The sequence below is a fragment of the Helicobacter pylori SA213A genome, assembly GCF_000476275.1.
Lineage (GTDB): Bacteria > Campylobacterota > Campylobacteria > Campylobacterales > Helicobacteraceae > Helicobacter > Helicobacter pylori_CL.
This window is the reverse complement of record NZ_CBOM010000009.1, coordinates 40,806-60,312: the sequence shown is the minus strand read 5'-3', so window position 1 is coordinate 60,312 and position 19,507 is coordinate 40,806. Positions and strand designations below refer to the sequence as shown.

Below are 19,507 nucleotides of genomic sequence, written 5' to 3'. Positions count from 1 at the left end.
GGGAATGTTTGGGAAAATATTTTGATTTTTTAGAGCGCTTAAAAATTGCACGATCTTTTCTTTAGGGATAATCACCAGACTTTCTTGGTTTTCTAAAGTGCTGCTAGCCATTCCCATAAACTCCCCCACTTCGCTAAAATAGGGCCTCCCTCCCCACAACACGCTCCCCTTTTTAAAAGAACTATCAAGCGAAAGAAACTTTTTAGATTTCAAAAGTTCAGCCACAGAAATGCCCGTTATCTGTATAGAAAAAGAATTCCCCTCATTCAACGCTGGGTAGTAGAGATCAGAATTGGGTGTTTTTTGATTGGTATAGGGATTTGAATGGAAAGTTTGAGCGTATTTGGTGTAAATCCTTGCATGATAGTAGCTCTCTTCTCTTTTATGGCAATAATCGTCTCTAAAATCGGCGGTTTTTAGAAGCGAAAGCCCTTGATCCCTATCCATCGCTTCAAGGCGCAAGCTGGCTATACAAATCAACTCTTTAGCGCTGCTGTCTTGCATCTTGGCTAAAATCATTTTAGGGTATAAACCATTGGAATAAAGCGTTTCAGAAGAAGCGATATAACGCCCGTTTTCCAATAAAGTCGCATAGCCTTCTTTATAAGTCCCATCGCTAAAATACACTTTCAATAACGCAATAGAATAAACCCATGTGGGGAGTTCTGGATCTAGGGGCGGATCGTTTCTGACAAGCTTAATACTATGGGCGTTCATCACGCATGACAATAAAAAGATACAACAACCAACCGCCAATCTTTTACGCCAACACGCCATGACTAAACTTGCATCAACTTACCGCTTAAATTTCAAAATTATCCTAAAACACTATCGGCTAAAATACCATTTGTTTTAATTTATTGCTATAATAAAAAATTTGAATAACAAAAGTTTATCGCAAAGGTTTATATATGGATCCAATTAAAACTTATGAATTTAAAAAAGAAGAGCTTGCAAAAAACGCTTACGCTACGATCAAAACCAATAAAGGCAATATCGCTCTAGAGCTTTTTTACAAAGACGCGCCCCAAGCGGTGAGTAACTTTGTAACTCTGGCTAAAGAGGGTTTTTATGATGGGCTTAATTTCCATCGTGTGATCGCAGGCTTTGTGGCTCAAGGAGGTTGCCCTTATGGCACAGGCACAGGCGGGCCAGGACACCGCATTAAATGCGAAGTGGCCCATAACCCCAACAAGCACAAAAGAGGCTCTATCTCTATGGCGCATGCCGGGAGAGACACAGGGGGGAGTCAATTTTTCTTGTGTTTTGTGGATTTGCCCCATTTAGATGGCGAGCATACCGTATTTGGTAAAATCACCAACGCAGAAGGCCTTAATGTATTGGACAAGATCAAGCAAGGCGATATTATAGAGAGCGTTGTGTTTAGCTCTTCTCTATAAGGAACAAGAGATTAAAGATGCTCATACTCAGCCGCAAAGTTAATGAAGGGATTGTCATTGATGATAACATCCACATTAAAGTCATTTCCATAGATAGAGGGAGTGTACGTTTAGGGTTTGAAGCGCCTGAAAGCACCCTTATTTTGCGCGCTGAACTCAAAGAGGCCATTGTGAGCGAAAACCAAAAAGCTTCTGTGTGCGTAGATGAAAGCTTGTTAGAAAACATCAAAAAGGTTATTAAGCCTTGATGCATGCTTTTGAGGTTTATCCTAAAGTCAATATTTTTTTAAAAATCCTTTACAAAGAAGGGGCTTACCATAAGCTCATTTCTCGCATGTGCTTAGTCAAAGACAAGCTCAAAGACATTATCAGCGTCAAAAATGCCTTATCTTTCTCATTAAAAGGGGATTTTGACTGCCCTTTAGAAAAAAACTCGCTCTTTAAAGCTCTCCAAATTTTAAAAAATTTTTTAAAATCAAAAAATTTCTCTCATTCTGTCATCAAATCCCTAGACACCCTAGCGATTGAAGTGGAAAAAAACATCCCCACTCAAGCCGGATTAGGCGGTGGGAGTGCTGATGCTGGGGGGCTATTGTATCATTTGAATCAAATTTTTGACTGGCGTTTGAGTTTAGAAGAGCTTTATAGCATGGGATCTTTAGTGGGCGCGGACACCAATTTTTTCATCTCGCAATACAAAAGCGCTAACGCCACTTCTTATGGCGAAGTCATTGAAAATTTTGAAGAAGAGCCTTTAGAAAATCGCCTAGAAATCTATGTGCCAAATCATGTTTTTTGCAGCACTAAAGCCATCTATCAAGCTTATAAACCTGAAACTTGCTTTCCTCAAGCTAAAGAGTGGCTTAAAAAGCCGAGTTTAGAATGCCTAAAAACTTACGATAGAAACGAATTAAACGATCTTTTAAAACCGGCTTTACTCACTAACCAAGCTTTAAGAGGTATAGAAAGCGAATTAGGCAAGGAGTGGTTTTTTAGCGGGAGCGGGAGCGCGTTTTTTAGGCTAAAGCCTGCGCTAAAAGGGGGCGAATGAAACTCATTGCCAGCAATAAAAAAGCCTATTTTGACTATGAAATTTTGGAAACTTTAGAAGCAGGATTAGCGCTTTTAGGCTCTGAAGTGAAAGCTTTGAGGCAAACTAGGGTGAATTTAAAAGATAATTTTGTTAAAATAATCAAAGGAGAAGCTTTTTTATTTGGTGTTCATATATCATATTTAGATACAATCCATGCGTATTACAAGCCCAATGAAAGGCGAGAGCGTAAGTTGCTTTTACACAAAAAGCAATTATTGAAATGGCAGATTGAAGCGTCTAAAGAACGCTTGAGTATTGTAGGATTGAAATTGTATTTTAACCAAAAAAATAGAGCTAAAATCCAAATTGCTTTAGTGAAAGGAAAAAGATTGCACGACAAAAGACAAAGTCTTAAAGAAAAAGCGCTCAATAAAGAAATTCTTGCCGATTTAAAACACCACTTTAAAGGATAATAATGAAAGAAATGGTAGATTATGGGATTATAGGTTTTTTGATCTTTTTATCAGTCATCGTTATAGCAATCGCAATAGAAAGGTTGTGGTTTTTTGCCACTCTTCGTGTAGATGACTACACAGACAGGCGTAAACTGGAATTAGCCTTACACAAACGACTGACTTTAGTGGCCACGATTGGCTCTAACGCCCCTTATATTGGTCTTTTAGGAACGGTTATGGGGATCATGCTCACTTTTATGGATTTAGGATCCGCTTCTGGCATTGACACTAAAGCGATCATGACTAATTTAGCCCTTGCTTTAAAGGCGACTGGCATGGGGTTATTGGTAGCGATCCCTGCGATTGTGATCTATAATTTGCTCGTGAGAAAAAGCGAGATTTTAGTGACCAAATGGGATATTTTCCACCACCCGGTTGACACGCAATCCCATGAGATTTATAACAAAGCCTAAGGATTGAGCGGTGAAAAAAGTAGAATCCATGAATGTGGTGCCTTTCATTGACATCATGCTTGTGTTGTTAGTGATCGTGCTTACAACGGCGTCTTTTGTGCAAACTTCAAAGCTCCCTATTAGCATTCCTCAAGTGGATAAAGACAGCACTGATTCTAAAGACGTGTTGGACAAAAAACAAGTTACGATCGCCATTTCTAATAAGGGTTCTTTTTATTTTGACGATAAAGAAATCAGCTTTGAAAATTTAAAGCACAAGGTTTCCACTTTGGCTAAAGACACCCCTATTGTCTTGCAAGGCGATAAGAAAAGCAATTTGGATAACTTTATCAAAGTCGTGGATTTATTGCAAACGAACAATTTGAAGCAGCTTTACATTCTTGTTGAAGATAAAAAGAATCAAAAAAATTAGTTTTAGTCAATTTTTAGCATTCTTTAGCTAAAATCTGTGTTTATGTTTAATTTTTATCAAGGGAGTTTTAAATGAAACGCACTTACCAACCACACAACACACCAAGAAAGCGAACCCATGGCTTTCTTGTGAGGATGAAAACCAAAAACGGGTGCAAGGTGATTAATGCCAGACGAGCTAAGGGCAGAAAAAAGCTTTCCGTCTAAACCCTATGACTCTTTAAAAAACAAGAGTGAGTTTGATAGGGTTTATCAAAAGGGTTTCAAAAAACACAACCCTTTTTTTTCGCTCTTTGTTTTGGATTTATCAAAAGAGCCACCAAAAGGAAAAGAGAGTTTTAAAGATCCGCTCTCTTGTAGGCTTAAAGACAAAAAAACGCTTTATTTATTAGGCTTGAGCGTGTCCAAAAAAGTCGGCAACGCCGTGAAACGAAACCTTATCAAACGCCGTTTGCGTTCGCTTACATCAAAGCATGCCGCTCTTTGTCAAGGGCTTGCTTTGGTGTTTGTGCCTAGAAGCGATTGCTATCATTTGGATTTTTGGGCTTTAGAAAAACATTTTTTAGAAATGCTAACTTCCATTAAAAACTATATGAACAAAGCCTTGAAAGGCTTGAAAAAAGGAATAACCCATACCTATGCGAAACAATAAAACGCCTTTTTTGAGCGCGATTTTTACGGCATCAATTAAGGGTTACCAACGCTTTTTTTCGGCTTTCACCCCTTCAAGCTGTCGGTTTTACCCCACTTGCTCTAACTACGCTCTGTGGTTGCTCTGTTTTGAAAGCCCTTTGAGCGCTATGGGTAAGATCATTCTAAGGATACTCTCATGCAACCCTTTTTGCTCTGGGGGCATTGCTTACCCTACCACTCGCTTGAAACGCCCAAGCTTGATCCAATCTCATAAAGATTCTAATCGCAATTTTAAAACCATCACTTTTTGGCTCGTTCCTACTGCAAAAAGCCGCACAACTTACTACATCATTAAGGTTTAATCACAATGGATAGAAACAACAATAATAATCTCCGCTTGATCTTAGCGATCGCTCTGTCTTTCTTGTTTATCGCTCTTTATAGCTATTTTTTCCAAAAACCAAACAAAACAACAACCCAAACCACAAAACAAGAAACAACCAACAACCATACAGCAACAAGTCCTAACGCGCCCAACGCCCAAAATTTTGGCACCACTCAAACAACCCCCCAAGAGAATTTGTTAAGCACGATTTCTTTTGAGCATGCCAGAATTGAAATTGATTCTTTAGGGCGCATCAAACAGGTTTATCTCAAGGATAAAAAGTATCTAACCCCTAAACAAAAGGGCTTTTTAGAGCATGTGGGCCATCTTTTTAGCTCCAAAGAAAACATGCAACCCCCCCTAAAAGAGCTCCCCCTTTTAGCAGCCGATAAACTCAAGCCTTTAGAAGTGCGTTTTTTAGACCCCACGCTCAATAATAAAGCGTTCAACACCCCTTATAGCGCTTCAAAAACCACCCTTGGGCCTAACGAACAGCTCGTTTTAACCCAAGATTTAGGCGCTCTTACTATCATTAAAACCCTGACTTTCTATGATGATTTGCATTATGATTTAAAAATCGCCTTCAAATCGCCCAATAACCTTATCCCTAGCTATGTGATCACCAATGGTTACAGGCCGGTGGCTGATTTGGACAGCTACACCTTTTCAGGCGTGCTTTTAGAAAACAACGACAAAAAAATTGAAAAAATTGAAGATAAAGACGCTAAAGAAATCAAACGCTTTTCTAACACCCTCTTTTTATCTAGCGTGGATAGGTATTTCACCACCTTGCTTTTCACTAAAGATCCTCAAGGTTTTGAAGCCTTAATCGATTCAGAAATCGGGACTAAAAACCCCTTAGGGTTCATTTCCCTTAAAAATGAATCGGATTTGCATGGCTATATTGGCCCCAAAGATTACCGCTCTTTGAAAGCGATTTCACCCATGCTCACTGATGTGATAGAGTATGGCTTAATCACTTTCTTTGCGAAAGGCGTGTTTGTTTTACTGGATTATTTGTATCAATTCGTGGGCAATTGGGGTTGGGCTATCATTTTTTTAACGATTATCGTGCGCATTATCCTTTACCCCTTAAGTTATAAGGGCATGGTGAGCATGCAAAAGCTCAAGGAATTAGCCCCCAAAATGAAAGAACTCCAAGAAAAATACAAGGGCGAACCCCAAAAGTTGCAAGCCCACATGATGCAGCTTTACAAAAAACATGGGGCTAACCCGCTAGGTGGCTGTCTGCCCTTAATCTTACAAATCCCGGTGTTTTTTGCGATTTATAGGGTGCTTTATAACGCTGTGGAATTGAAAAGCTCAGAGTGGATCTTATGGATTCATGATTTATCCATCATGGATCCGTATTTTATTTTACCGCTTCTTATGGGAGCGTCTATGTATTGGCACCAAAGCGTTACGCCAAACACCATGACCGATCCCATGCAAGCGAAGATTTTTAAACTCCTACCCCTATTATTCACAATCTTTTTAATCACTTTCCCTGCAGGGTTAGTCTTGTATTGGACCACGAACAACATCCTTTCGGTGTTGCAACAACTCATCATTAATAAAGTCTTAGAGAATAAAAAACGCATGCATGCGCAAAGCAAAAAGGAAAATTGATGCAAAATTTTATTGAAATCAAAGCCAAAACCTTAGAAGAAGCTCTCATTCAAGCTTCTATCGCCTTGAATTGCCCCATTATTAATTTGCAATACGAAGTCATTCAAACGCCCTCTAAAGGTTTTTTAAACATCGGTAAAAAAGAAGCCATCATTTTAGTGGGCGTTAAAGAAACTAAAGAAAATAGCCTTAAAGAAACCAGTGCTAAAGAAAATCATCAAAACCATCAAAACAATATAGAAGAAAAAAAACAAAGCTTAGAAACAGAAATACCGCAAGAAGAAAAAATCACCCCTAAACCCCCTAAAAAAAACCCTAAAGAAGAATCTCATGGCGAAGACAAACTCCATGCGATCAAGCAAGAGTTGAAAGAACTCTTCTCTCATTTGCCCTATAAAATCAATAAAGTGGAAGTCAGCCTTTATGAACCGGGGGTGTTATTGATTGATATTGATGGCGAAGATTCCGCTCTTTTAATTGGCGAAAAAGGTTATCGCTACAAAGCCCTTTCTTACTTGCTCTTTAATTGGATCCACCCTGCTTATGGCTATAGCATCCGCTTAGAAATTTCCACTTTTTTACAAAACCAAGAAAAGGTTATGGAAGCGCAACTCCAAAGCGTGATCATGACCGTGCATGAAGTGGGTAAAGGGCAGATGAAAGCCCCTGATGGCGTTTTAACCTATATCGCTTTAAAGAAATTACGAAAAGCGTTCCCTAACAAATATGTTTCCATTAAAACCAATTTAAACGATGAAAAATACATCGTCATCAACGACTTTAACAATGAATGACACCATCGCCGCTATCGCTACCCCTTTAGGCAAGGGAGCGATTAGCATTGTTAAAATCAGTGGCCATAACGCTCTAAACATTCTCAAACAACTCACCCAAAAACAAGACTTCACCCCCAGATACGCTTATGTGCGCGATATTTTTTCTAATGGTGTTTTATTAGACAAAGCGTTAGTCATTTATTTCAAAGCCCCTTATAGTTTCACCGGCGAAGATGTGTGCGAAATCCAATGCCACGGAAGCCCCCTTTTAGCGCAACATATCTTACAAGCTTGTTTGAATCTAGGGGCTAGGCTTGCTAAAGCGGGGGAATTCAGTAAAAAAGCCTTTTTAAACCATAAAATGGATTTGAGCGAGATTGAAGCGAGCGTTCAGCTCATTCTTTGTGAAGATGAAAGCACTTTAAACGCTCTAGCCAGGCAACTTAAGGGCGAGTTAAAAATTTTTATTGAAGAAGCTAGAGGTAATCTTTTAAAGCTTTTGGCCAGCTCAGAAGTTTTGATTGATTATAGCGAAGAAGACATTCCTAGCGATTTTTTAGATGGAGTGTCTCAAAATTTAGAAAAACAAATCGCCTCTTTTAAAGATTTATTGGATTTTTCTAATGCGCAAAAACAAAGGAATAAAGGGCATGCCTTAAGCATTGTTGGCAAACCCAATGCTGGCAAAAGCTCCCTATTAAACGCCATGCTTTTAGAAGAAAGGGCTTTAGTGAGCGATATTAAAGGCACAACAAGAGACACCATAGAAGAAGTCATTGAACTACAAGGGCATAAGGTGCGCTTGATTGATACGGCTGGCATTAGAGAGAGCGCGGATAAAATAGAGCGTTTAGGGATTGAAAAAAGCCTTAAAAGTTTAGAAAATTGCGACATTATTTTAGGCGTGTTCGATCTTTCTAAACCCCTAGAAAAAGAAGATTTTAACCTTATGGATACCCTTAATCGCGCTAAAAAGCCTTGCATTGTCGTTTTGAATAAAAACGATTTAGCCCCTAAACTGGAGCTTGAAATTTTAAAATCCTATCTTAAAATCCCTTATTCTATCCTAGAAACCAACACCCTAAATTCCAAGGCTTGTTTGAAAGATTTGAGCCAAAAAATCAGCGCCTTTTTCCCCAAACTAGACACTCAAAACAAGCTCTTGCTCACTTCCCTAGCCCAAACAACCGCCCTAGAAAACGCCATTACTGAATTGCAAAACGCTAAAAACCATTTAGACACTTTAGAGCTTTTTTCTTATCATATTTTAAGCGCGATAGAAAACTTGAACTTGCTCACCCGCCCTTATGAAACCAGCCAAATGCTTGATAGCATGTTTGCTGAATTTTGCTTAGGTAAATGAAACCGCTTAAAGCATGGATTAAAACCCTTTTTAGCGCTACTTTTTAAGACTTTTTTACCCATTAGCACCGTTTAATACCCATATTTACAAAAAACAATACTGCCATTTTTCAAAAAAAAAAAAAAGGTAAAATGAGCTAGTTTAAAATGTATGCATACCTATAAGCTATTTTTGAGTAAAAATGTTAAAAAAGACAATAAGGAGATTTCATGTTAAAACTCGCTAGTAAAACGATTTGTTTGTCCCTAATCGGATCATTCACCGCTGTAGAAGCCTTTCAAAAACACCAAAAAGACGGCTTTTTTATAGAAGCTGGGTTTGAAACCGGGCTATTACAAGGCACACAAACCCAAGAACAAACCATAGCCACCACTCAAGAAAAACCCAAACCCAAACCAAAACCCAAACCAAAACCCATTACCCCTCAAAGCACTTATGGGAAATACTACATCTCCCAAAGCACCATTTTAAAGAATGCGACTGAGTTGTTTGCAGAGAACAATATCACCAACTTAACCTTTTATTCTTTAAACCCTGTGTATGTAACCGCTTATAACCAAGAAAGTGCTGAAATAGCAGGCTATGGCAATAACAGCGTGGTCGTGATACAAAACTTCTTGCCCTATAATTTAAACAACATTGAGCTGAATTATACAGACAATCAAGGCAATGTAGTCAGTTTGGGCGTGATAGAGACTATCCCTAAACAATCTCAAATCATTCTGCCCGCAAGCTTGTTTAACGATCCGCAACTTAACGCTGATGACTTCCAACAGCTCCAAACTGCCACCACAAAATTTTCTGATGCCAGCACGCAGAATCTGTTTGATAAGCTCAGTAAGGTTACAACCAATCTTCAAATGACTTATATCAATTACAACCAATTTTCTAGCGGTAATGGCAGTGGTTCTAAACCCCCATGCCCTCCATACGAAAATCAAGAAAATTGTACGGCTAAAGTGCCGCCTTTCACCTCTCAAGACGCTAAAAATCTGACCAATTTAATGCTGAACATGATGGCGGTGTTTGACTCTAAATCGTGGGAAGATGCTATTAAAAACGCTCCCTTTCAGTTTAGCGACAACAACCTGTCAAAGCCATGTTATTCTAATTATTCTACATGCGTGAATCCTTACAACAACGGGCTTGTTGATCCTAAATTGATCGCTAAAAATAAAGGAGATGAATACAATATAGAAAACGGGCAAACAGGCTCAGTGATATTAACGCCGCAAGACGTTATCTATAGCTATAGAGTTACGAATAATCTTTATGTGAATCTCTTACCCCCAAGAGGAGGGGATTTGGGGCTAGGGTCTCAATATGGCGGCCCGAATGGCCCAGGCGATGATGGCACCAATTTTGGCGCTTTAGGGATATTGTCTCCTTTTTTAGATCCTGAAATACTCTTTGGCAAAGAATTGAATAAAGTCGCCATCATGCAATTAAGAGACATTATCCATGAATACGGGCATACTTTAGGCTATACGCATAACGGGAACATGACTTATCAAAGGGTGCGCATGTGTGAAGAAGACAATGGGCCAGAAGAGCGCTGTCAGGGCGGGAAAATAGAGCAAGTGAATGGACAAGAAGTGCAAGTGTTTGACAACGGGCACGAAGTGCGAGACACCGATGGCTCTTTCTATGATGTGTGTTCTCGTTTTAAAGATAAGCCCTATACAGCGGGCAGTTACCCCAATTCCATTTACACTGATTGCTCTCAAGTCCCCGCTGGGCTTATAGGCGTTACCAGTGCGGTTTGGCAGCAACTCATTGATCAAAACGCCCTACCGGTGGATTACACTAATTTGAGCAGCCAAACCAACTATTTAAACGCTAGTTTGAACACGCAAGATTTTGCGACCACTATGCTTAGCGCGATCAGCCAAAGCCTTTCATCCACTAAATCTAGCGCCACTACCTATCGCACTTCAAAAACCTCACGGCCCTTTGGAGCCCCCCTATTAGGCGTTAATCTTAAAATGGGCTATCAAAAATACTTTAATGATTACTTAGGGCTGTCTTCTTATGGCATCATCAAATACAACTACGCTCAAGCCAATAACGAAAAAATCCAACAATTAAGCTATGGTGTGGGAATGGATGTGTTGTTTGATTTCATCACCAATTACACCAACGAAAAGAACCCTAAAAACAATCTAACCAAGAAAGTGTTCACTTCCTCTCTTGGGGTGTTTGGGGGGTTAAGGGGCTTATACAACAGCTATTATTTGTTGAACCAATACAAAGGGAGCGGTAATTTAAATGTGACCGGTGGGTTGAATTACCGCTACAAGCATTCTAAATATTCTATAGGCATTAGCGTTCCTTTAGTCCAGTTGAAATCTAGGGTCGTTTCTAGCGATGGCACAACCACCAATTCTATCACCCTGAATGAAGGGGGCAGCCATTTTAAAGTGTTTTTTAATTACGGGTGGATTTTTTAAGGGGTTAAAAATTGGCTTTAACTCTGGCTCTAAAAACGCTCTTTTTAGGCTCTCTTGTAGGCGTTTTTAGTTCTGTTTTGCACATGGGTGTGAGAGTTCGCTCTTTTTGTTCTCACATCGCTTGCGTGTTTTCTTTAAGCTTACTGAAGCTTTTTTCTATCTCATTTGTTTGTTTCATGTTTTTGTTCTCCTTTCACATTCAAACGCCCCTTTTTAGGCGTTTGTTTGGTTTAAAATTGCGTTAGTTTTTAAAAAAGTTTGTTAGTTTGTGGGGCAAAAAGATAGACCCTAACTTGGGGGTTTGAAAGCCCAAAGTCATTGGGTTTTTTCAAACAATCTCGCTTGTGTAGGCTCGTGAAGCACCCAAACGCTAAAGCGATTGGGCTTCCTAGGCTGATGTTGGGGGAAAGTTTGGTTCTCACTCTGTGCCCCTAATCATAGGGATTTTACAGAGTTTGATCTCCAACGCATTCCCTACAGGTCTCACACATCATATCTATAAAGGCGTAACTTTGTGCACTTCCTACGCTAGATACAAATGTATGGGGGTATTATACTACAAAGATGTTTGGGATTTCTGCTTGGGTGGTTTTAAAAAGATTTTAGTTTTTGTTAATTTTAGTTTTTAGCGGGTGTGGTTTTAGAGGAGTTTGTGGGATAAAGAGTATTGAATGATGTTTTAGTTTATTTGGCAAGAACAAAAGCCATGAATTTTTAGAGAGTTATTTTAAGGGGGGCAAAACGCCACGCTAAACAAAATAATGACGCTATAAAACTGAATGAATAAGCATAAAGCAAGATTAATACCTTGCTTATAGCCCCGTATTGCCTTGCCCTTCTTTATTGGCATAATCTTTCAATTCTTTATAAAGCAAAGATTGCAAGCGCGTGATAGCAAAATTCTTATTCTTTTCATCCACTTCAAGGCTTCTATTCAATACGGGCGTGCCTTGACAATCGCTCGCGCTAACAACCACTCTAATGCGTGTGGTGCCATTAGCGCTGTCTGTGAAAACTTCATTTTTGATTTGATAGAGTTTTTCTTCATCGCTAGGGGTTAGCACTCTAGCGTAAGCGCTTATGAGAGCACTTCTGATTTCCGCATCGCTGTTGTTATCAAAAGTGATTTGCACTTTAGGTTTGAAAGCGTTTTGATAATAGATTTTTTCATAATTTTCTAACGAACCCACCGGGACAGAATACGCTTTTAAAATCCTTTCCATAGGCATCGCTTTAGCCAACAAATCCCCCATGCTCTTAGATTGCTGTAAAAAAACCCCTTTGCAAACCTTAGGCATTAAGGTGGAAAACTGCCCATAAAGAGCGTTATACTTATCCCTTAAACCCTGCAAAAACAAGTTTTGATTAATCCTTACTCTGGTGTAGTAGATCCCTTTTTGCGCTTCTTGATTGACAATTTCTACATTATTCAATTCCAAGTCATCGGTTTTTAAGTTAATCGTTTGCGAATCACTAGATTTTAACTTATTATCCACACGACTTTTTTGGATATGGATTTGGGAATTAACCACCACGCTAATAGACGCCACTAAATCCGCTAACGCTTTTTGTTTAGAAGCCTCTTTAGAAGTGGCTGAACCACTCCCATAAAGATAGCCTTTTTGGGTGTTTGTTTTGTTATAGGCCTTGCCATACCACTTAGGCTCTGCGCTCAAATTGGCACCCACAAAAGCCATAAGGCATGCAAGAATAATCTTTTTCATTATTAATCCTTACTCATTCATTAAAGCGACATGCTTCTTAGTGATTCTTAGAAGCACATAAACTTTATCCGTATCAATAAAAGTGGCCTTTAGCTCACTAGCCTTAATCTCTATTTTATCCCCCTTGAAAGCTTCCATCACTTTCTCTAAGGCGTTTTGTCTGGCTGAGGACAAGCTATAATCCATATCTGAAAGCAATATATCGCTCATCCCACACACCAAAATTTTTTCGTCTTTGGTTTGGGTCTTTTCAATCTGCACTTCTTTTGAGCAATCTTTTGCCCACTTAGGCAAGGACCTCCCCCACACAACCCCCAACACCAAAACAAGCACAATAGCAAGGCGTTTCATTAAAACCCTACTTTTTAACCATGCCTAACTCTTCGCGCACTTTATCCACAATTTGCTTATCCAAGCCCACTAAAACAAAAACCCTATCTTTACCAACATAGCGGGCAAGCATTTTAGAAGCGATCAACTCCTTATCCACTAATTGAGAAATTTTTTCAGTATCAGTGCCGCTGATGGACCTTTTACCAGAAGCGTCTACCGTTCTGGTTTTTTCATTCTCCAAATCTTTTTGTAAAGTGGATTTTAAATTCGCCGCTAAATTAGCCCTAGCTTTCGCTGTAGCCTGGTTAGTAGAATAATCCACATCATTATTAGTGATCAAATCTTCAGCCCTTCCTAAAAAGACCCCTGAATATTTTTCATACTTCGCCACTTTTTCTAAATCCCCTACCACCCAATCAGGAGCGCCTTTAGTCGCTTCTTTGTATGCCTTATTGCTTTTGCTGATACCTGATTTTGGGGCATGGCTACAACCTACGATCACCATCGTTGCTACCACACTCATCCCTAAAATTTTTTTAACTTGATTTTTCATCGTTCATCCTTTCAAATATAAATTTAAAACATACGCTTATTGCTAGCATTTTTCACAATAGGCTTAACATCGCTCCATACCTCTTCACCCGTTTTCCTGTTGGTAAGGCTTAGGGTGAAGTCATAGTCCAAGCGCTGCCTAGAACTACTAATAGAGGCTGCGATACTGGATACTTTACCACTTAAAGATAAATCAGCGGCTTTTAAAGTGCCTTTTTCTACAGTGGTGTCTTGATTATACTCTTCGCTCTCTCGTTCTTTTTCGCGCTGTTTCACCATTCTGCTATCCGCTGCAATGCCACTCCCTCCGCTCGCTCTTGTGATATTGAACCTCCCATTAGATCGCAACCGCAATTGCCGCGCGATTTCAGTCGTGAGAAGATTCATGTCCAAATTGGGTTGAGTGGTGTCGTTAATCACATCTGAAACTTCAATCAAATGCTTGCCCTTGAGTTGCTCAAAATTAGGGTCGCTAAACATGGAATCTAACATCGCATTAGCGGTTAGCAATAAATCCGTGCTGTTGATGCTTGCAGTTGTATTTTTGGTGGCATCATTCACATTTTGATAAGTTGCCATTTCGCTCGAGCAACCCACCCACAATAAAGCGCTCAAAATCACCGAGCTTATAATTTTTAATTTTGTTTTCAATACCATAATGATAGAAACTCCCTATTCAAAATTTAAAACAGATACATCTGTTTCTAATTTTAAACTTCTAATCTAAACACACAGTGTTTTTGCGGATTTTAGCATTTTATGTGTCTTTTTTTTCACATTTTACAAGTTTTAGCCCTACAAATTTCACACTGTAAGCATTAATACTACAAATCCGCTCATTTTTAGCTTAATTAAAGAAACTTTTTTAGCAAACATGTTTATTAAAAACGATAAAAACGATTTTTTAAAATAAAAAATAATATAAAAGCTCTTTGAAGTTAGCCCCTTTATAGAAAAAGGGGCTAAAAAAAGGGACTATAGAAAAAAAGACTAAATAAAAAAAGAGTTAAAAGATTTTTAAACTCTTATTTTTACAATAACGCCCTTTAATAACGCCCTTTATGATACCCCTTACAATAACGCTTTTAGAGCGTCTTCAATCGGCTTTTGAGAGCTAGGTTCTACAAGCCGTTCACCCACTTCTTTGGCGTTTTTATAAAAAATCAAAGTAGGGATCTTGCGAATGCCTAAGCTCTCTTTTAAATCCTGGCTCTCATCAAAAGAAACTTTAAAAAATTCCACCTTGCCTTTGTAAGTTTTGGCTAAATTTTCCATGATCGGCTCAATCTTCCTGCAATCCGGGCACCAGCTCGCCCCCACATTAACCACCACCGCTTGATGAGCGGTTTTTTCTGCGTAATTCTTCCCGTTAATCACTTCTAACATGATAATCCTTAATTTTTATTTCCCCCAACCGCCGAAGTATAGCATAACTCAAGCGCTAATCCCCTTTAGTATTAGCCCTATTAGCCATAAACGCATGCAACTCATTGTATTCTTGGCGGTTTAGAAAACGCATTTTCCCTACCGGCAAGGCATTCAAATTCACAAAACCATAACGAACGCGCCTTAAATCCAACACTCCAGCGTTAAAAAACGCAAAAAAACGCCTTAATTCTCTGTTTTTCCCCTCATTGATAATGACTCTCATTTTAGAATATTTGGCATGGTTTTTGATGATTTCATAACCAACAAAGGGGGCAAATTCCATGCTTTTAATGGGGGTTTTTTGGTGCGCTCCCTTAGTAGCGTTTTCTAATTTCAAGCCCTCTTGCATCGCATTTTCCATCTCTCTTGTAACAAAGCCTTGAATTTTAATGAGATATTCTTTTTCTAAATTCGCATGCATTAAAGCGCTCACCACTGCTTTACTATCGCTCAATAATAACACCCCCTCGCTCGCAAAATCCAAACGCCCCACCGGTGTAAAATGGGCGTATTTTTTCTCCAAGCTTTCATAAATCACGCGCCGTTTTAAGGGATCGGCCTTACTCACTAATTCGCCCTTTGGCTTGTGATAAACCAGCACGCTGAATTTTTTGTTTTTTAAGGGCTTGATGAGTCGTTTGTCTAAAAACACCTTGTCGTTTTCTTTAACCACGCTAGCGAGTTTGGCATGCTCATGGTTGATTTTCACCCGCCCTTCTAAAACCAATTTTTCAGCCTCTCTTCTGGAGTGCTTGGTGTAATGGGCTAAAAACTGGTTGATCCTCAAGCTAAATCCCTCCACTCTAATTCTTTAAAATCGTCCTTAATCTTTTCATTCACCATTAGATCGCTTTGGATTTTGAATTGCTTATCCTTATCTTTGATGATCAAATACAAGGGGCGTTTACCTTGGTGTTTTAGAGCGCTCTCTTTGATTTGTCTTAAAAACTCTTTTTTCACGTCATTTTCTAACACGATCGCCAAAGAGCAAGAGCTAGAAGCGAGTATTTCCATGGGGGGGATTTCGCGCACATCTTCTTTTTGCTTGTTAGGGTCTTTATAGCGGGCTTTAGGGATTTTAACCTCTTTGGCGCTCTCTAAATCCAAGATTTCAAAAAGCCTTAATCGTGCGACCTCTTCTTGCTCTTCAATCTTGCATTTAAACACTAAAGGCTTATTAATATCCAACTCTTCTAAAGCGTTTAATTGCTTTTCAAAAAGCATGAGTTCAAACTTGCCGTATCTATCTAAAATGTCCGCTGTGCCATAAGGTTTACCGCTTCGTTTGCCAATTTTCTTTTTAACTTCCATGATTTTACCCAATAAGTAGGCTTGCGAGCCGATTTCTAATTCTTCAATGTCAATGCTTTTGACTAAATTTTTAAAGCCCTTAACCTCTTCTTTAAACTCATCTAAAGGGTTGCCTGAAACATGAATACCTAGAGTTTCATACTCGCATTCTAAAAGCGTCTTAGCGTCATGTTCGCCCAAATCAACCATATCCAAAATGACCTGCTCTCTTGTTTCGCTTTCCATGGCCCCAAAAAGAGAATTGCCCCCTTGCATCATTTCATTAGCCTTGTCTTTAGCGCGCCCTGCATCACAGATCAAATCCAAGTTAGCGAGCATGGTTTTTCTAGTGTAGCCTAAATTGTCCAGGCTCCCTGATTTCACTAATGGCTCTAAAGATTTTTTAGTGAGTTTAGAAAAATCCACCCGTGAAATAAAATCTTCCAAACTCTTATAATCCCCTTTAGCCCTTTCTTCAATGATGTTTTTAATCGGCTCACCCCCAACCCCTTTAACCGCTCCCAAACCAAACACGATTTTCTTTTCTAATTCACCCTTTTGATTTTTAAACTCCGCCACGCTGAAATCTTGCATAGAAGAATTGATGTGTGGGGGCATCACTTCAATTTCTAAAGCCCTGACCTCATCAATATAGCGTGCCACAGATTCGATTTTATTGGATTCGCTAGTGAGCATCGCTGCCATGAACTCATGCTTGTAATAAGTCTTTAAATACGCCGTTTGGAAAGTGATCATCGCATAAGCGGCTGAATGCGATTTGTTGAAACCATAGCCGGCAAATTTAACGATCAAATCCCACAAATTAGCCGCCTTTTGGCCATCATGCCCTAAATTTTTAGCGCCTTCTACAAACTTAGCCTTATTGTCCGCCATGATTTGAGCGTCTTTTTTCCCCATAGCGCGGCGGATGAGATCCGCTTCACCCAAACTGAAACCGCCGATAGTTTGCACGATTTGCATCACCTGCTCTTGATAGACGATCGTGCCGTAAGTGGGCTTTAAAATCGGCTCTAATTCTTTAAACGCATAAGCGATAGGCTCAACGCCATGCTTTCTATTCACAAAATCATCTACCATGCCTGATTCCATAGGCCCCGGTCTCCCTAGCGCGATAATGGCGATAATGTCTTCAAAGCTTGAAGGCCTTAAGCGTTTGTTAAGCCCTTGAAACATCCCGGATTCAATTTGGAAGATCCCCACCGTGTCCCCGCTTTGGATCGTTTTATACACTTTCGGATCGTCCATATCCAACGATAAAAAATCCACATCAATGTTATGTTGCGTTTTAATGATTTTAAGCGCATCATCAATCACGGTCAAGGTTTTAAGCCCCAAGAAGTCAAACTTGATCAAATCCACCGGCTCTAAATACTTCATGGAATACTGCGTAACGATACCGCCGGTTTTTTCAGAGGCAAATAAAGGGGTTTTATGCCACAACTCTTTTTGGCTATCCACCACTAAGGCTGCGGCATGCACGCCTGCGTTGCGATTCAAATTCTCTAAATTGAGCGAATATTCCCATACTTGTTTGGCTACTTCATTGCTTTCTACTAATTCCTTGATTTTAGGCTCTAATTCCCACGCCCCCTCGATGAACTCGCCATTTTTTTCATAGCCCTTAAGCGTGATTCCTAAGCGGTTAGGTATGAGTTTGGCAAAATCATCGGCTTCTTTATAGGGCATGTCCAAAACCCTTGCGACATCTCTGATCACGCCTTTAGCCAACATCTTGTTAAAGGTGATGACTTGAGCCACATTGTATTTGCCGTATTTTTCAATCATGTATTCTATGATTTCCTTACGCCGGCGCTGGCAAAAATCCGTATCAATATCAGGCATGCTGACTCTTTCAGGGTTTAAAAACCTTTCAAAGAGCAAATCGTATTTCAAGGGGTCAATATCGGTGATTTTTAAAGCAAAAGCCACCAAACTCCCGGCCGCACTCCCCCTACCAGGCCCCACAGGAATGCCCATTTCTTTAGCGTAACGGATAAAATCCCACACGATCAGCATATACCCTGGGAATTTCATGTTCGTAATGACTTCAATTTCTTTTTCTAAGCGTTCTTGGTATTGATCATGCTTTTCTTTTGGCACTAAAATTAAGCGCTCTTTCAAGCCCTCTCTGGCCTTATAGGCGAAATAAGAAGCGTCATCTTCAAAATCCAGCCCCTCTTTTTGAGCGTAAGCTTTAGTGAATTTGAAACTTGGGGGGGTTGGGGGATTCTTTTTATCGTCTTTTAAATCAATCTCTAAAACGCATTTATCCGCAATTTCTTGGGTGTTTTCTAAAGCTTCTGGAATGTCCGCAAAGAGCTTTGCCATTTCTTCAGGGGATTTAATGTAAAACTCATGCACGGAGTGTTTCAAACGCCCCTTATCGTTTAGGGTTTTACCCATCGCTACGCACATCGCCACTTCTTGAGCTTTAGCGTCATTAGGCATGGTGTAGTGGGTGTCGTTGGTGGCAATGATTTTTAACCCCGTTTCCAAAGACATTTTAATGACTTGCTCATCAATGAATCGCTGATCCAAAATGCCATGGCGCATGATTTCTAAATAAAAATCGTCTTCAAAAATCTCTTGGTATTCGCAAGCGATTCTTTTAGCTTCATCATAGCCTTTAGCCCCATACTTGCGGTTTCTCTCATTATTAGTATTTAAATGGTAATTGACTTCCCCTTGCAAGCACGCGCTAGAAGCGATAATGCCTTTAGAATGCTCCCTTAGAAGCTTTTTATTGATGCGCGGGAAATAATAAAACCCCTCTAAATACGCCATAGAGCTTAAGAACATCAAATTTTCATAGCCCTCTTGGTTTTTAGCGAACAGGCACAAATGGAAACGCTGCTTGGTTTCTTTGCTAGAGAGATTATCGTCATTATGGATATACGCTTCCATGCCGATGATAGGCTTAATGCCTTCTTTCTTCATGCTCGTATAAAAATCAATCGCTCCAAACATGTTCCCATGGTCGGTTACGCTCACGCTTTTCATGCCCAATTCTTTAATGCGTTTGGCTAGAATTTTAATCTTGTTCGCTCCGTCCAAAAGCGAATATTCCGTGTGCAAGTGCAAATGCGTGAAGGCTTTATTCTCTTTCATTGTATAACCCCTATTTGGATTTAATGCCATTATACCTACCGCT

General features: G+C 39.6%; 21 protein-coding genes. 13 read left to right on the top strand and 8 right to left on the bottom strand.

The window, feature by feature from the left end; translation table 11 throughout:
* Nucleotides 1-777, bottom strand: a 777-nt coding sequence (locus QT74_RS04655; RefSeq protein WP_033765013.1) for a hypothetical protein, incomplete at its 3' end; no start/stop codon positions are given.
* 134 nt (nucleotides 778-911) lie between these two features.
* On the opposite strand from QT74_RS04655, the gene QT74_RS04650 reads away from it, so the two are divergent.
* From QT74_RS04650 to QT74_RS04590, 13 genes are all read left to right on the top strand, one after another.
* Nucleotides 912-1,400: a peptidylprolyl isomerase gene (locus tag QT74_RS04650; protein ID WP_033765002.1), complete on the top strand. Its 489-nt coding sequence runs from the start codon at nucleotides 912-914 to the stop codon at nucleotides 1,398-1,400.
* 17 nt (nucleotides 1,401-1,417) lie between these two features.
* A complete protein-coding gene (locus tag QT74_RS04645) occupies nucleotides 1,418-1,648 on the top strand; it encodes a carbon storage regulator (protein WP_000906447.1) in 231 nt (76 codons plus the stop codon).
* Nucleotides 1,648-2,451: a 4-(cytidine 5'-diphospho)-2-C-methyl-D-erythritol kinase gene (locus QT74_RS04640; protein ID WP_033765000.1), complete on the top strand. Its 804-nt coding sequence runs from the start codon at nucleotides 1,648-1,650 to the stop codon at nucleotides 2,449-2,451. Before QT74_RS04645 ends, QT74_RS04640 begins: the two co-directional genes overlap by 1 nt.
* Entirely contained in the window at nucleotides 2,448-2,906 is a 459-nt protein-coding gene (smpB, locus tag QT74_RS04635; RefSeq protein WP_000766473.1) for an SsrA-binding protein, read from the top strand. Before QT74_RS04640 ends, smpB begins: the two co-directional genes overlap by 4 nt.
* A gap of 2 nt (nucleotides 2,907-2,908) precedes the next feature.
* On the top strand, nucleotides 2,909-3,361 hold the full coding sequence (exbB, locus tag QT74_RS04630) for a TonB-system energizer ExbB (protein WP_000661837.1): 453 nt from the start codon (nucleotides 2,909-2,911) through the stop codon (nucleotides 3,359-3,361).
* A gap of 10 nt (nucleotides 3,362-3,371) precedes the next feature.
* Nucleotides 3,372-3,773 carry an ExbD/TolR family protein gene (locus QT74_RS04625; RefSeq protein ID WP_000755082.1) on the top strand — a complete coding sequence of 134 codons (402 nt, stop codon included), beginning with the start codon at nucleotides 3,372-3,374 and terminating at the stop codon, nucleotides 3,771-3,773.
* Nucleotides 3,774-3,844: 71 nt separating this feature from the next.
* Entirely contained in the window at nucleotides 3,845-3,979 is a 135-nt protein-coding gene (gene rpmH / locus QT74_RS04620) for a 50S ribosomal protein L34 (RefSeq protein ID WP_001868466.1), read from the top strand.
* A complete protein-coding gene (gene rnpA, locus QT74_RS04615) occupies nucleotides 3,939-4,424 on the top strand; it encodes a ribonuclease P protein component (protein WP_033764997.1) in 486 nt (161 codons plus the stop codon). Before rpmH ends, rnpA begins: the two co-directional genes overlap by 41 nt.
* Nucleotides 4,411-4,767 carry a membrane protein insertion efficiency factor YidD gene (yidD, locus tag QT74_RS04610; RefSeq protein WP_033764995.1) on the top strand — a complete coding sequence of 119 codons (357 nt, stop codon included), beginning with the start codon at nucleotides 4,411-4,413 and terminating at the stop codon, nucleotides 4,765-4,767. Before rnpA ends, yidD begins: the two co-directional genes overlap by 14 nt.
* Before the next feature lie 5 nt (nucleotides 4,768-4,772).
* The gene (yidC, locus tag QT74_RS04605; RefSeq protein WP_033764993.1) at nucleotides 4,773-6,419 is read left to right on the top strand and encodes a membrane protein insertase YidC; all 1,647 of its coding nucleotides are present in this window, start codon (nucleotides 4,773-4,775) and stop codon (nucleotides 6,417-6,419) included.
* Nucleotides 6,419-7,213 (top strand): Jag N-terminal domain-containing protein, encoded by a 795-nt coding sequence (locus tag QT74_RS04600; RefSeq protein WP_033764991.1) that lies wholly within the window; start codon nucleotides 6,419-6,421, stop codon nucleotides 7,211-7,213. The genes yidC and QT74_RS04600 overlap by 1 nt, the downstream gene beginning before the upstream one ends.
* Entirely contained in the window at nucleotides 7,206-8,558 is a 1,353-nt protein-coding gene (gene mnmE, locus QT74_RS04595; protein WP_033764988.1) for a tRNA uridine-5-carboxymethylaminomethyl(34) synthesis GTPase MnmE, read from the top strand. The genes QT74_RS04600 and mnmE overlap by 8 nt, the downstream gene beginning before the upstream one ends.
* 209 nt (nucleotides 8,559-8,767) lie before the next feature.
* On the top strand, nucleotides 8,768-11,008 hold the full coding sequence (locus tag QT74_RS04590) for an outer membrane beta-barrel protein (RefSeq protein WP_033764987.1): 2,241 nt from the start codon (nucleotides 8,768-8,770) through the stop codon (nucleotides 11,006-11,008).
* Between the two features lie 812 nt (nucleotides 11,009-11,820).
* Here QT74_RS04590 and QT74_RS04580 read toward each other — a convergent pair.
* From QT74_RS04580 to dnaE, 7 genes are all read right to left on the bottom strand, one after another.
* Complete coding sequence (locus QT74_RS04580; protein ID WP_033764985.1) at nucleotides 11,821-12,732, bottom strand: LPP20 family lipoprotein; 912 nt, start codon at nucleotides 12,730-12,732, stop codon at nucleotides 11,821-11,823.
* Nucleotides 12,733-12,741: 9 nt separating this feature from the next.
* On the bottom strand, nucleotides 12,742-13,083 hold the full coding sequence (locus QT74_RS04575) for a hypothetical protein (protein WP_033764983.1): 342 nt from the start codon (nucleotides 13,081-13,083) through the stop codon (nucleotides 12,742-12,744).
* A gap of 7 nt (nucleotides 13,084-13,090) precedes the next feature.
* A complete protein-coding gene (locus QT74_RS04570; RefSeq protein ID WP_000795979.1) occupies nucleotides 13,091-13,618 on the bottom strand; it encodes an LPP20 family lipoprotein in 528 nt (175 codons plus the stop codon).
* 23 nt (nucleotides 13,619-13,641) lie between these two features.
* Nucleotides 13,642-14,274, bottom strand: coding sequence for a penicillin-binding protein activator LpoB (gene lpoB, locus QT74_RS04565; protein WP_000243392.1), 633 nt, complete (start codon nucleotides 14,272-14,274; stop codon nucleotides 13,642-13,644).
* A gap of 414 nt (nucleotides 14,275-14,688) precedes the next feature.
* On the bottom strand, nucleotides 14,689-15,003 hold the full coding sequence (locus tag QT74_RS04560) for a thioredoxin family protein (RefSeq protein WP_000895155.1): 315 nt from the start codon (nucleotides 15,001-15,003) through the stop codon (nucleotides 14,689-14,691).
* 55 nt (nucleotides 15,004-15,058) lie between these two features.
* The gene (locus tag QT74_RS04555; RefSeq protein ID WP_080247178.1) at nucleotides 15,059-15,847 is read right to left on the bottom strand and encodes a pseudouridine synthase; all 789 of its coding nucleotides are present in this window, start codon (nucleotides 15,845-15,847) and stop codon (nucleotides 15,059-15,061) included.
* Nucleotides 15,829-19,464: a DNA polymerase III subunit alpha gene (dnaE, locus tag QT74_RS04550; protein WP_033764981.1), complete on the bottom strand. Its 3,636-nt coding sequence runs from the start codon at nucleotides 19,462-19,464 to the stop codon at nucleotides 15,829-15,831. The genes QT74_RS04555 and dnaE overlap by 19 nt, the downstream gene beginning before the upstream one ends.
* Nucleotides 19,465-19,507 lie beyond the last annotated feature (43 nt).

Coding starts and splice junctions, on each gene's coding strand:
- QT74_RS04650 (WP_033765002.1), top strand. CDS start 912: ATGGATCCAATTAAAACTTATGAATTTAAAAAAGAAGAGCTTGCAAAA.
- QT74_RS04645 (WP_000906447.1), top strand. CDS start 1,418: ATGCTCATACTCAGCCGCAAAGTTAATGAAGGGATTGTCATTGATGAT.
- QT74_RS04640 (WP_033765000.1), top strand. CDS start 1,648: ATGCATGCTTTTGAGGTTTATCCTAAAGTCAATATTTTTTTAAAAATC.
- smpB (WP_000766473.1), top strand. CDS start 2,448: ATGAAACTCATTGCCAGCAATAAAAAAGCCTATTTTGACTATGAAATT.
- exbB (WP_000661837.1), top strand. CDS start 2,909: ATGAAAGAAATGGTAGATTATGGGATTATAGGTTTTTTGATCTTTTTA.
- rpmH (WP_001868466.1), top strand. CDS start 3,845: ATGAAACGCACTTACCAACCACACAACACACCAAGAAAGCGAACCCAT.
- rnpA (WP_033764997.1), top strand. CDS start 3,939: ATGCCAGACGAGCTAAGGGCAGAAAAAAGCTTTCCGTCTAAACCCTAT.
- yidD (WP_033764995.1), top strand. CDS start 4,411: ATGCGAAACAATAAAACGCCTTTTTTGAGCGCGATTTTTACGGCATCA.
- yidC (WP_033764993.1), top strand. CDS start 4,773: ATGGATAGAAACAACAATAATAATCTCCGCTTGATCTTAGCGATCGCT.
- QT74_RS04600 (WP_033764991.1), top strand. CDS start 6,419: ATGCAAAATTTTATTGAAATCAAAGCCAAAACCTTAGAAGAAGCTCTC.
- mnmE (WP_033764988.1), top strand. CDS start 7,206: ATGAATGACACCATCGCCGCTATCGCTACCCCTTTAGGCAAGGGAGCG.
- QT74_RS04590 (WP_033764987.1), top strand. CDS start 8,768: ATGTTAAAACTCGCTAGTAAAACGATTTGTTTGTCCCTAATCGGATCA.
- QT74_RS04580 (WP_033764985.1), bottom strand. CDS start 12,732: ATGAAAAAGATTATTCTTGCATGCCTTATGGCTTTTGTGGGTGCCAAT.
- QT74_RS04575 (WP_033764983.1), bottom strand. CDS start 13,083: ATGAAACGCCTTGCTATTGTGCTTGTTTTGGTGTTGGGGGTTGTGTGG.
- QT74_RS04570 (WP_000795979.1), bottom strand. CDS start 13,618: ATGAAAAATCAAGTTAAAAAAATTTTAGGGATGAGTGTGGTAGCAACG.
- lpoB (WP_000243392.1), bottom strand. CDS start 14,274: ATGGTATTGAAAACAAAATTAAAAATTATAAGCTCGGTGATTTTGAGC.
- QT74_RS04560 (WP_000895155.1), bottom strand. CDS start 15,003: ATGTTAGAAGTGATTAACGGGAAGAATTACGCAGAAAAAACCGCTCAT.
- dnaE (WP_033764981.1), bottom strand. CDS start 19,464: ATGAAAGAGAATAAAGCCTTCACGCATTTGCACTTGCACACGGAATAT.